This window comes from Bacteroides sp. MSK.20.82, from assembly GCF_019052485.1.
Taxonomy (GTDB): domain Bacteria; phylum Bacteroidota; class Bacteroidia; order Bacteroidales; family Bacteroidaceae; genus Bacteroides; species Bacteroides thetaiotaomicron.
The window spans coordinates 111,180-125,219 of sequence record NZ_JAHQUN010000009.1 but is presented as its reverse complement, the minus strand read 5'-3'; the positions used below and the strand labels follow the sequence as shown (position 1 = coordinate 125,219).

Here is a 14,040-nt window from a genome sequence, read left to right as displayed (position 1 = left end):
GAAAAAATGAAAAAGAAATGCATGATACTTCTGGGTGCCTTGTCATTGGCAAGCAGCACCTTTGCCCAAACTTGGATATGGTATCCGGGGGACTATGAAATCTGGCTGGGCAACCAGATGAACAACCGACGTACGGAACGTGGTGCTTTTTTTCCTCCTTTTTGGAAAACAGACAGTCATTATGTAGTCGTAGAGTTCAGCAAAGTATTGAATCTTTCCGAACCGGAAGAAGTGTTTATTGCTGCCGAGGGAACATATAATGTGAAGCTGGACGGGAAACTTCAGTTCGGAATGCCTGAAACCTTGCTGCTTCCGGCAGGAAAACATAGCCTGAATATTAAAGTATGGAATCAGGCAACGCCTCCCACTATTTATGTGAAAGGAAAGACGGTAAACTCTGATTCGTCCTGGCGGGTAACTTATGAAGATAAGGAATGGATCGATGAAAGCGGTAAGGCTAGTGACACATCTGCCACCATCTATATGGATGCCGGATGCTGGAACTTTGACGATGCCACTCAGCGTCCTTCCCAATTCAGCCTGATGCGTGAACCTCAGCAACCTGTCGCTAAAACAGAACAGCCGGAAGGAGGCATACTTTATGATTTTGGAAAAGAAACTTTCGGATTTATCACATTAAAGAATCTTTCGGGCAAAGGAAAGATTGACCTCTATTATGGTGAAAGTCCGGAAGAGGCGAAAGACAAAGCATATTGCGAAACATTAGATAAACTCCTGCTGGAGCCTGGACAGATCACTGACCTCGCTATTCGCAGCACATCTCCTTTGCATCATTCTGATAATGAATATACACTGGAGAACAGCAAAGCATTCCGCTATGTATACATCACTCACGAACCGGAAGTACAAATTGGTGAAGTATCTATGCAATATGAATATCTTCCCGAAGAATATCGTGGTAACTTCCGTTGTAACGACGAGGAACTGAACCGTATCTGGGAGGTGGGAGCATACACGATGCATCTTACTACACGCGAGTTTTTTATAGACGGTATCAAGCGCGACCGTTGGGTATGGAGTGGCGATGCCATCCAAAGTTATCTGATGAATTATTATCTGTTCTTTGACAGTGAGTCCGTGAAGCGTACCATCTGGCTACTTCGTGGAAAAGATCCGGTGACCAGCCATAGCAACACCATTATGGATTACACTTTCTACTGGTTCTTAAGTGTATATGACTATTATATGTATAGCGGTGACCGGCATTTCGTCAACCAGCTATATCCACGTATGCAAACAATGATGGATTATGTATTGGGACGTACGAATAAGAATGGTATGGTGGTAGGAATGTCCGGCGACTGGGTATTTGTGGACTGGGCAGATGGCTATTTAGACAAAAAGGGAGAACTTTCTTTCGAACAGGTTTTGTTTTGCCGGAGTCTGGAGACGATGGCACTTTGTGCAGATTTAGTCGGAGATAAGGACGGACAACAAAAATATGAGAAGTTAGCTTCTGCGTTAAAAGCAAAATTAGAGCCGACTTTCTGGAATAATCAGAAACAGGCATTTGTGCACAATTGTGTGGATGGACGTCAGAGTGATGCCGTAACCCGATACGCTAATATGTTCTCTGTTTTCTTTGATTATCTGAATGCGGATAAGCAGCAGGCCATTAAACAGTCCGTTCTCCTGAATGATGAGATTCTGAAAATAACAACGCCTTATATGCGTTTTTACGAACTGGAAGCCTTTTGTGCTCTTGGTGAGCAGGAGACTGTAATGAAAGAAATGAAAGCTTACTGGGGTGGAATGTTGAAAGCAGGAGCAACCTCTTTTTGGGAGAAATATAATCCGGAGGAAAGCGGAACACAGCATCTTGCCATGTATGGCCGCCCATACGGAAAGAGCTTGTGCCACGCTTGGGGAGCAAGTCCTATTTATCTGCTGGGTAAATACTATTTGGGAGTCAAACCAACGAAAGAGGGTTATAAAGAGTTTGCTGTCAGTCCGGTATTGGGAGGTTTGAAATGGATGGAAGGTACCGTACCTACTCCGAACGGAGACATTCATGTCTACATGGATAATAAAACCATTAAAGTGAAAGCCACGGAAGGAAAAGGTTATCTGACCATCCAGAGTCGCCGTCAGCCAAAAGCCAATATGGGAACAGTGGAGAAGGTTTCGGAAGGTGTATGGCGCCTTTGGATTGATTCTCCGGAAGAAAGGATTGTTACCTATCGTTTGTAGTCAGAGATTCAGATTGAAATAAGGCCTTCGGTTGTATTGCTATAGCGGCAATAGGCCGGAGGTCTTTCTATCCGTGCATTATCGCACTCTTTTTGTGCGTATATGCACAAATAGAATATATGCTGATAAATCCAAATCGCTAGTATATAACGCTTTATATTTTGGCATAGGATTTGAAGTATTCTTCTGCAAACAACAGAATATAATGAAAACACTAAAGTATGCATGGCGTTTCCTTGTGCGCTCCAAATCATATACAGTCATTAATATTGTCGGCTTGTCATTAAGTCTGGCGTGTACAATCATACTGGTACGTTATATTCATCAGGAGACACGAGTAAATACTCATTGCATAGATGCTGAGAATGTATATATACCGCTTCGGGATATTGATGGGAATGTATTTGCAGGTAGTGTATCAGATGGATATAGTGGAGCAGATACAGTTTTCTATTCTCCGGAAGCTGTGAAGGAAAAGGCCCGTTTTGTAACTTTCAGCAATGATAATGTTGCCATAAATGGTAAGCCGTATACCGTACAATTATTAGCGGCAGATACCGCTTTCTTTCATTTCTTCACGTATCCCCTCAGTGGTACACCAATGAAAGCTCCCAATGATGTACTTGTTACCCGCCAGTTTGCCGAGCGTGTATTTGGAAAGGAAAATCCAATTGGAGAAAAACTAAGTTATTCCGGTGGTCATCTTCTCACTGTCTGTGGTGTATTGGATGAACCGACATGTAAATCTTCGTTGACATTTGACATCGTTTTAAACCTCGAACTCAAGAATGGAGAAAGAGGATGGGGAAAGATGCTGGTTGAACTTATCCGTTTTATGCCGGGAGTGGATGTAGATGCCATTAACGCTATTAGCAATATTTACCGTCAAGCTGATGGCGGTTACCGTATACGTTATGATTTTATTCCTGTCAGTGAACTTTATTGGAATAAGATATTAGCAGCAAAAGCCGATGCACCGGAAATGTGGCATTACAGCAGTCGATTTCATTTATGGGTACTGTCCTGTGTATGCCTGTTGCTCCTTTTGGCAGGTATTCTCAATTTCGTCAATATCTATTTGGTTTTTATGCTAAAGCGTTCCAAGGAGTATGGCATCAGGAAAGTATTTGGCATGAGAGGTCGTACACTTTTTTTTCAGTTATGGACAGAGAATGTCTTGATGGTACTCATCGCTTTATTTTTCGCATGGTTCTTTATAGAGATGTTTTCAGGATATGCCAATCGTTTGCTGGAAAGCAACGTTATGTATACAGCTTTCGATTGGCAGCTCTCTTTGGCAATATTTATATTGTTGCCACTGCTGACAACGATTTATCCTTATCTTAAATACAATTATTTGCCTCCGGTCGTGTCTATAAGTACGATTGGTACTTCACGTCAGTCAGTGAAAACACGCACCCTTTTCTTATTTGTGCAATATAGTATCACTCTTTTACTGATCATCTTATCGTTGTATTTTAGTAATCATCTTCATTTCCTGCTGAATACGCCTCCGGGTTTCAGAACCGAAGGAATCTTATATGCTGATCTGATGCCAAAGCTTCCTAACCAATGGTGGGAGGATAGTCAGGAAATACAAAATAAGCGGTGGCATGACAGAGAAGTTATGGAACAGAAGCTGAATGAATGCCCATATATTGAACACTGGTTTGCCGGAGATACTGGTCGCGAAGGCATTTTATCGGCTGGTAGCATGTCAAGTATGATAAATGATAAGGGAGGAAAGTTAAATATGGCAATGATGTGGGTAACAGTGGATTTCTTTAAGTTATATGGATTGCATATAGTTGATGGTTCATTGCCCGATGAAGTAAATGGGCATGCCGATTATCTGGTAGCTATGAACAAAGCGGCATTAAAAGCTTTTGGTTATACCCGTCGGGAAGATGCATTCGTCAAAGGTGAAAGTTCACTTTGGAGTTCTATATCTAATGGTAAAATAGTAGAAGGTGGATTGTCATTGATGCCTGTACAGGCTATTATTGAAGATTATTACTCTGGACATTTGACTGCTGGTAAAAAGCCGATTATATATATGATATCCAGCGCAGGAATTAATGCCCAGTGTCAAATATCCTGTGTGCCGGGAAAAGAAAAACAATTAGTTGATTATCTTAAGAAATGCAGGGAAGACATCTATAACTCTAATGAGTTCGATTATCGTTGGCTAAAAGATGATATTAGGGCACTGTATCAAGACGACCGCCGCATTGTAACTGTCTTCACCCTTTTTGCCACTATCTCTATATTTGTTTCCGCTTTGGGATTATTTGGTCTTTCGTTATTTGATATCCGCCAGCGATATCGGGAAGTAGCCATCCGGAAAGTGAATGGTGCCCGGCTCAGGAATCTTTATTCCATCCTGTTCCGCAAATATATATGGATTATAGGCGGTGCAACATTACTCACGATGCCATTATCATACTATCTGATATACATATATACATCAGATTTTGTGGTCAAAACTCCGGTAAGCATTTCTATCTTTGTGATAGCTTTGTTGGTTGTCGTAGCTATTTCCGCAGGTACATTGTTCTGGCAAGTGAATAAGGCGGCACGAATTAATCCTGCGGAGATTATAAAGACGGAATAAATCTGAATGGATGTATGAAAGAAGCATGGAGGACTTGACAAACCACTTTTAATGTTGTATCTTTGTAAGTGAAAACCGGAAGTAAATTCGATAACATTGATAATATAGACGAAAAATGAGCAATAATAAGTATAATATAATAACAGTTTGCAGGCATTCCCACTCCGGGTAATGCTTGTTGGATAGTCTGACACAAGCTAAGGGCTGCGATTCTTTATGGGAATTGCAGCCCTTTTTGTTGCTTAAAATTGATATTCCTTGCAGCAAGATCGAAATTAGAGTTTATAATAAACTTGGAGGACGTTTATAATAAACGATGAAAGAATTTATTAATAAATGACTGGAAGTTACTGTATCATTAGTCAATGTATTTCGTATAGATGTTGGTGCTGATTTTGAAAAGTTCTGTATCTTCTAAGCGAATTGATAAATTATCGCTACAATACTCCCTTTCTCTTTTTATGTCATTGCACTGAATACCTTACGATGAATGCTTTCTTAAATCTATGTGATACAACACGTGTCTATGTAACGGATACTCAGCAGGAACAAGCGGATGACCAAATTCTCTAACCCGTTCCATCCCTATTTTCTGCATCACCCTTTCCGAGCGTTGGTTGGGAAGAGAAGTAAACGAGAACAATTCTTTGATATCTAAACTCTCACGAGCATACTCCAAACAAGCGGTTGCTGCTTCCGGAGCATAACCACGTCCCCAATATTCGTGCGCCAATCGCCAGCCGATTTCTATACCCGGAGCAAAATCAACGTCAAATGTGATCTGATGCAGTCCGGTATATCCCATAAAAGCATGATCTTCTTTACGTTCTACAGCATACAAGCCAAAGCCACAGGTCTGAAACTCATTTTGGATACGGTGATAAAAAGCAAGTGATTCTTCCGGAGTCAGCGGATGGAGAAAAAATTCCATAACATGAGGATCGGCGTTCATGCGGGCAAAAGCCGGAATATCTTCTTCCTTCCAATCGCGGAGAATTAAACGGGATGTTTCTATGTAAGTCTGCATAATAATAATGATAAATGAGGTACAAAGATATACTTTTTAGTTCGAAAAGTTGAGATATTGTATTGCAGAACCGGAACTTTTTGCAATTGCCATCTGTTTTATAAATATGGCTGACATAAATAAATGAACACTTTAATACGTATCATTATGACTAAAAAAGAAAATTTCCCAATCGAGGAGGGTAGTAGAGAAGCACCTGAACAATTTTACATCAAAATTACAGCTGACGGTCCATATTTTGTGTATGGCAATCCGCCCATTGACCAAGAGATTATATTACCGAATGCAGAAGGTTCTTCTTGAGTGTATCAGAAAGGGAAACATTTTGAAACTTCAGAGAATCCGGTTCATCTGTGTAGATGTGGGCATTCCAAACATAAACCATTCTGCGACGGATCGCATAAGCACGCTGACTGGGACCCGAGAGAAACAGCTCCTCATCGTCCTTTGTTGCAAGATGCTGAGGAAATAGATGGTCCTACCATGATGCTGGCCGATAATGAGAGATATTGCGCTTTCGCACGTTTCTGCGATGCTCGTGGACGGATATGGAATCTGGTGGAGAAAGCAGAGAGCGAAGAAGAACGGGAACTGGTTCGTCGGGAAGCGGGACATTGTCCATCGGGAAGATTAGTTGTGTGGGATAAAGATACGGAGAAAGTCTTCGAACCGCCATTTAAGCCATCTATCGGAATTATAGAAGATCCCGGTATCAAAGTCAGCGGACCTATCTGGGTAAAAGGCGGCATTCGGATTGAAGGAGCAGATGGCAAAAGCTATGAAGTGAGAAACAGGGTGACATTGTGCCGTTGCGGACAGTCATCGAATAAACCTTTCTGTGACGGAACTCATGCCAGTATGCATTTTTGTGATGGCATTCCATTGGAAAAAGGAAAAGGAGAATGGTAAAAGAACGAAGCCAGTTATAGAAATATAGCTGGCTTCGTTCTTTTATGACGGTTTTAAGAAGTGGAAACATGGGCAAATTGAGTACAAACAGGGAGTTATTTCGTCTTCTTTTTATAAAAGAATGAAACTATACATTTTATAATATACATCAGAAGAATGAAAAATACCAAATTGTTCATGTTTGCGGCATGCACCCTTTTCTTAGCTGCGTGTGGTAAGCAAACCGTGAAAATAATGACTCCGCCGGATGCGTCAAACCGCGTTCTGTTCAGTGCGGAACAGTTACAGTCTACCCTGGATAAAGCCGGTTATCAGGTAATGATGCAACAAGGGGATACCACATTCTCCGATCCTGAAATAAAGACGATTCTGCTGACGGAAGTGAATGATACGACGCTTAAGAAAGAAGGCTTTCATATTACGACTGCCGGTAATCTGACAAGAGTATGCGGCAGAGACGGAAGCGGAGTGATCTACGGAAGTCGCGAACTGATAGACCGTGTGAACGACTCTGATGGCAAGCTTGACTTTCCGGAAGAGTTGAAAGATGGTCCGGAAATGGTGCTCCGCGGCGCTTGTGTCGGTCTGCAGAAGATGACTTACCTGCCGGGACACGGTGTGTATGAGTATCCGTATACTCCGGAAAGTTTCCCTTGGTTTTATGATAAGGAACAATGGATTAAATACCTCGATATGCTGGTAGCCAACCGCATGAATTCCTTGTATCTCTGGAATGGTCATCCGTTTGCATCGTTAGTCAAACTGGAAGATTATCCGTTTGCGCTGGAAGTAGACGAAGAGACGTTCAAGAAGAATGAAGAGATGTTTTCTTTCCTTACGGAAGAAGCGGACAAACGTGGTATCTTCGTGATACAGATGTTCTACAATATCATCCTTTCCAAACCATTTGCAGAGCATTATGGACTGAAAACGCAGGACCGTAACCGTCCCATTACTCCTCTGATTGCAGACTATACCCGTAAAAGTATTGCTGCATTTATAGAGAAATATCCGAATGTGGGACTGCTGGTTTGTTTGGGTGAAGCCATGTGTACGGTAGAAGATGATGTGGAATGGTTCACAAAGACCATCATTCCGGGTGTAAAAGACGGATTACAGGCATTGGGACGTACCGACGAACCGCCTCTTTTGCTGCGCGCACACGATACAGACTGCAAACTGGTAATGGATGCGGCATTGCCGATATATAAGAATCTTTATACGATGCATAAGTATAATGGCGAATCACTGACAACTTACGAGCCTCGTGGCCCCTGGTCGAAGATTCATACGGATTTGAGCTCTTTAGGATCTATTCATATCAGTAATGTACATATCCTGGCAAATCTGGAACCGTTCCGTTGGGGCTCTCCGGACTTCGTACAGAAGGCGGTACAAGCGATGCACAACGTGCACGGTGCCAATGCACTGCATCTTTATCCGCAGGCTTCGTACTGGGATTGGCCGTATACAGCCGACAAACTGCCAAATGGCGAACGGGAATTTCAACTGGACCGCGACTGGATCTGGTATCAGACCTGGGGACGTTATGCATGGAACAGCCATCGGGATCGTGCCGATGAGATCGGTTACTGGAATCATCAACTGGGACAGTTCTACGGAACATCCGACGAGAATGCAGGCAATATTCGCATTGCTTATGAAGAAAGCGGAGAAATTGCTCCGAAGTTATTACGCCGTTTTGGTATCACGGAAGGAAACCGTCAGACGTTATTGTTGGGGATGTTTATGAGCCAGCTTGTCAATCCGTACAAATATACCATCTATCCGGGATTCTATGAAAGCTGCGGACCGGAAGGCGAAAAGCTGATCGAATTTGTAGAGAAAGAATGGAAGAATCAGCCTCATGTAGGTGAGATGCCGCTGGATATTGTCGCTCAGGTGATTGAACACGGTGATAAGGCAATAGCAGCGATTGACAAGGCAGCCGGTTCCATCTCCTCCAACAAAGAAGAATTCGCACGTTTGCAGAATGATATGCATTGTTACCGTGAGTTTGCCTATGCGTTTAATCTGAAAGTGAAAGCTGCGAAACTGGTATTGGACTATCAATGGGGAAAAGACATGAAAAATTTGGAAGAAGCCATCCCTCTGATGGAACAAAGTCTGGAACATTACCGCAAACTGGTGGAACTGACAGACGAGCATTATTTATATGCCAACAGTATGCAGACTGCCCAGCGCCGTATTCCTATCGGTGGAGACGATGGCCATAATAAGACATGGAAAGAACTGCTGGTGCACTACGAAAAAGAGTTGGAGAACTTCAAGGCGAACCTTGCCATGCTGAAAGAAAAGCAAAATGGCAATGCGGTGACTGAAACGGTAGAGATCACTGCCTGGGCTCCTGCGGATGTGAACTTAATATCGAATTATCCGACAGTAAAACTGAATGAAGGTACTTCCTTGTTCACGGATCTTCCGGGCAAAATAGAAGCAATAGCTCCTGAACTGAAGGGGATGAAGGCATTCCGCTTTAATGGAAATGAACAACGTGAAAAAGGAACAAGCATTATCTTTGAGACAAATGCTCCGGTCAAACTGTTGGTAGCTTATTTTAAAGACGACCAAAAGAAGTATGCCAAAGCCCCGAAGCTGGAGATTGATGCATCTGCCAATGATTACGGTCAGGCGGAACCTGTACTGACTAATGCAATCCATATCAATGGAATGCCATTAGCAAATATACACGCATATAGCTTTCCGGCAGGAAAACATACGTTGATGTTGCCCAAAGGCTACCTTCAGGTCCTTGGATTTACGGCTGCAGATGTGAAAACTCGTAATGCCGGACTTGCCGGAGACGAAGAAACGATGGACTGGATGTTTTACTAATGAACAATTGCTGTAAAGGGCTGACTAAAAAGTCAATAAATAGATGATAGATAAAAGTATAATGAAGAAGTTATTACTGACATTTTTAAGTATAGCTGCCGCATACTGCTCACTGTATGCCCAACGTGAAGTCACGCAGGAACGGATGGAGCAGATTTATGAAGAGGTAAAGACGCCCTATAAGTACGGACTTGCTGTTGCCCCGACCGACAATTATCATAAGATCGATTGTCCTACTGTCTTTCGTCAGGGAGACAAGTGGCTGATGACTTATGTCGTTTATAATGGCAAAACCGGCACGGATGGTCGTGGATACGAAACCTGGATTGCAGAAAGTGATAATCTGCTTGATTGGCGTACCTTAGGACGTGTGCTTTCTTATCGGGACGGTAAATGGGATTGTAATCAGCGTGGAGGATTTCCCGCGCTGCCGGATATGGAGTGGGGTGGAAGCTACGAACTTCAGACCTACAAAGGCCGCCACTGGATGACTTACATCGGTGGAGAAGGTACAGGTTATGAAGCTGTAAAAGCACCACTCTTTGTCGGACTGGCATCTACCAAAGGAGATATTTCCACCGCTCATGAATGGGAGTCTCTGGACAAACCGATTCTGAGCATCCATGATAAAGATGCGCAGTGGTGGGAAAAGTTGACTCAATATAAAAGTACCGTTTACTGGGATAAAGACAAAACACTGGGTGCTCCGTTTGTGATGTTTTACAATGCGGGAGGACGTCATCCGAAAACTGATTTAAAAGGTGAACGGGTGGGAATCGCACTTTCCAAGGATATGAAAACCTGGAAACGTTATCCCGGCAATCCGGTCTTTGCACACGAAGCGGATGGAACAATCACCGGTGATGCTCATATTCAGAAGATGGGTGACGTATACGTGATGTTTTATTTCTCTGCCTTTGAGCCGTCACGCAAGTATAAAGCCTTTAATACGTTTGCTGCTAGTTATGATCTCGTCAACTGGACAGACTGGCATGGAACTGATTTGATTATTCCTTCCAAGAATTACGACGAATTATTTGCACATAAAAGCTATGTGATCAAACACGACGGAGTGGTTTATCATTTCTATTGTGCGGTGAACAATGCCGAACAGCGTGGTATCGCTGTTGCTACAAGTAAGCCGATGGGACGCTCTGCCGTTCGCTTCCCGAAGCCGGAAACGAAGAATCGCCGGATGATTACCGAACTGAATGAAGGCTGGAAAACTTGGTTAATGGAGAACGAAGAATTAGGAATGAAGAGATCTGTTGGCCAAGATGGAGTTGATGTCTCTTCTATACCTCAAAACCTTTTTAAGACTGTGAATATTCCTCACAATTGGGATGATTATTATGGATATCGTCAGTTGACTCATGGCAATCTGCACGGAACCGCGATGTATATAAAAGACTTCATTCTTGATAAGTTTCAATTCTCAACACCCGACTCTCGACTCTTGCGACGTTATTTCCTCCGTTTTGAGGGGGTAGGTACGTATGCTACTATTAAAGTGAACGGACATGATTTCGGACGCTATCCGGTAGGACGTACCACGTTGACACTGGATGTGACCGATGCATTGAAACAAGGAACGAATCGTCTGGAAGTAAAAGCAGAGCATCCGGAAATGATAGCCGATATGCCGTGGGTATGTGGTGGTTGTTCGTCGGAGTGGGGATTCAGCGAAGGATCTCAGCCGTTAGGTATATTCCGTCCGGTGGTACTGGAGGCAACAGACGAGATCCGTATTGAACCCTTCGGAGTACACATCTGGAATGACGAAAAGGCGGCTAATGTCTTTGTCGAAACAGAAGTAAAGAACTATGGCAAGACCACGGAGACAATAGAAGTAGTCAATAAGTTGAGCAATGCGGACGGTAAACAAGTGTTCCGTCTGGTAGAGAAAGTAACATTGGCACCGGGAGAGATGAAGGTGATTCGCCAACAGTCTCCTGTAGAGAATCCAGTTTTATGGGATACGGAGAATCCCTATCTTTATAAATTGGCAAGTATGATTAAGCGTGATACCAAAACAACGGACGAGATCTCTACGCCTTTCGGTATCCGTACAATCAGTTGGCCGGTAAAGAGAAATGACGAAGATGGTCGTTTCTATCTGAATGGAAAGCCTGTCTTTATCAATGGTGTATGCGAGTATGAGCATCAGTTCGGGCAAAGTCATGCCTTCAGTCGGGAGCAGGTAGCTGCGAGAGTGAAACAAATACGTGCGGCAGGCTTCAACGCTTTCCGTGATGCCCATCAGCCCCATCATCTCGATTATCAGAAATATTGGGATGAAGAAGGCGTCTTGTTCTGGACACAACTTTCTGCCCATGTATGGTATGACACACCGGAGTTTCGAGAGAACTTTAAAAAGCTGCTTCGTCAATGGGTGAAGGAACGACGTAATTCTCCGTCAGTAGTGATATGGGGATTACAGAATGAAAGTACATTGCCTCGTGAATTTGCACAGGAATGCAGTGAAATCATTCGCGAAATGGACCCGACAGCACGTACGATGCGTATCATCACCACCTGCAACGGTGGTGAAGGAACCGACTGGAATGTTATTCAGAACTGGAGCGGCACGTATGGAGGAGACGTTACGAAATACGGAAAGGAACTTTCGCAGAAGAACCAGTTGCTGAATGGAGAATACGGTGCATGGAGAAGTATTGATCTGCATACGGAACCCGGCGAATTTGAAGCAAATGGAGTATGGAGCGAAAGTCGTATGTGTCAGTTGATGGAAACAAAGATTCGTCTGGCGGAACAGGCCAAAGACAGTGTTTGCGGACAGTTCCAATGGATTTTCAGCAGCCACGACAATCCCGGACGTCGCCAGCCGGATGAAGCATTCCGGAAAATAGATAAAGTAGGTCCGTTCAACTATAAAGGACTGGTGACTCCGTGGGAAGAACCACTGGATGTATATTATATGTATCGTGCCAACTATGTGCCGGCGGCAAAGGACCCGATGGTATATCTGGTATCACATACCTGGGCGGATCGTTTCGAGAAAGGACGTCGTCGGGCTACTATCGAGGCTTACAGCAATTGTGATTCCGTATTGCTTTATAACGACATGATCAATGACAAAGTGACTTATCTGGGACGTAAAAAGAATAATGGAACAGGTACCCACTTCATGTGGGAGAATCGGGATATTCGTTATAATGTACTTCGTGCTGTAGGATATCATAAAGGGAAACCGGTCGCCGAGGACATAATTGTACTCAACGGACTGGAGCAAGCTCCCCACTTTGACGTACTATATCAGAATACGAAACCTGTATTGAAAGGGAAAGACGGATATAATTACTTGTACCGTATTAACTGTGGAGGAGACGACTATACAGATAGTTTCGGTCAGTTATGGATGCAGGATAATACCCATTATTCCCGTTCATGGGCAGCGAACTTTAAAGAATTGAATCCATACCTTGCCAGTCAGCGCACGACGAATGATCCGATTCGGGGAAGCCGTGACTGGAAGTTGTTCCAACACTTCCGTTTTGGACGTCATCAACTGGAGTACAATTTCCCGGTAACTGACGGAACATATCGGATTGAACTCTATTTCACAGAGCCTTGGCATGGGACGGGAGGCAGTGCCTCCACCGACTGCGAGGGATTGCGCATCTTCGATGTGGCAGTAAATGATTCGGTAGTATTGGATGATCTTGATATTTGGGCAGAGAGTGGCCACGACGGAGTATGTAAGAAAGTGGTGTACGCTACTGTAAAAGGTGGAATACTGAAAATTCACTTTCCGGAAGTAAAGGCAGGACAGGGGCTGATTTCAGGTATTGCCATTGCTTCTGTTGATTCGAATCTGCAACCGACTGTATTCCCCGCATCCGACTGGAGCTGGGAAAAGGCCGGCAAAGAAGTCATGGGAAAAACTCCGAAAGAGTTGCTTCCCGAAGATAAGAATGCCCGTGTCAGTGTAGCGTATGAAGCTGAAACGGCAACCCTGAAAGGCAAGTTCCGGAAGAAAGAACATCGCAAGCAAACGGGAGTATTCTTTGATAAAGGAAAAGGGAACAGCATTGAATGGAATGTCTCTACCGGACTGGCACAGGTTTATGCCCTTCGCTTTAAATATATGAATGCTACCGGAAAACCAATACCTGTTTTAATGAAGTTCATCGATTCGAAAGGAGTAGTGCTCAAAGAAGACATTCTGACTTTCCCGGAGACACCGGACAAATGGAAGATGATGAGTACCACTACCGGAACTTTTATCAATGCCGGACATTATAAAGTATTACTTTCAGCGGAAAATATGGACGGTCTGGCTTTTGATGCACTGGATATTCAATAATTCTGCCGATAAACTGAACTTTCATAATAGAAGTAAAAAAGCGGGATGCAAAGAAGCTTGTATAGCTTTCTGCGTCCCGTTTCTTATTTTGAAACC

General features: G+C 43.5%; 5 protein-coding genes and 1 pseudogene. 5 read left to right on the top strand and 1 reads right to left on the bottom strand.

From position 1 onward, the window contains the following. The first annotated feature begins 6 nt into the window (after positions 1-6). Positions 7-2,211 carry an amylo-alpha-1,6-glucosidase gene (locus KTR07_RS11015; RefSeq protein ID WP_061473207.1) on the top strand — a complete coding sequence of 735 codons (2,205 nt, stop codon included), beginning with the start codon at positions 7-9 and terminating at the stop codon, positions 2,209-2,211. Positions 2,212-2,416: 205 nt separating this feature from the next. Then, a complete protein-coding gene (locus tag KTR07_RS11010) occupies positions 2,417-4,825 on the top strand; it encodes an ABC transporter permease (RefSeq protein ID WP_008765792.1) in 2,409 nt (802 codons plus the stop codon). Between the two features lie 481 nt (positions 4,826-5,306). Here KTR07_RS11010 and KTR07_RS11005 read toward each other — a convergent pair whose 3' ends face one another. After that, entirely contained in the window at positions 5,307-5,852 is a 546-nt protein-coding gene (locus tag KTR07_RS11005) for a GNAT family N-acetyltransferase (protein ID WP_008765791.1), read from the bottom strand. 147 nt (positions 5,853-5,999) lie between these two features. Between KTR07_RS11005 and KTR07_RS11000 the strand changes: the two are divergent. From KTR07_RS11000 to KTR07_RS10990, 3 genes and pseudogenes are all read left to right on the top strand, one after another. Then, positions 6,000-6,761: pseudogene (locus KTR07_RS11000) on the top strand (CDGSH iron-sulfur domain-containing protein). Positions 6,762-6,917: 156 nt separating this feature from the next. Next, the gene (locus KTR07_RS10995; protein ID WP_061473743.1) at positions 6,918-9,617 is read left to right on the top strand and encodes a hypothetical protein; all 2,700 of its coding nucleotides are present in this window, start codon (positions 6,918-6,920) and stop codon (positions 9,615-9,617) included. Positions 9,618-9,678: 61 nt separating this feature from the next. Then, the gene (locus tag KTR07_RS10990) at positions 9,679-13,944 is read left to right on the top strand and encodes a malectin domain-containing carbohydrate-binding protein (protein WP_055228946.1); all 4,266 of its coding nucleotides are present in this window, start codon (positions 9,679-9,681) and stop codon (positions 13,942-13,944) included. The last annotated feature ends 96 nt before the right edge of the window (positions 13,945-14,040 follow it).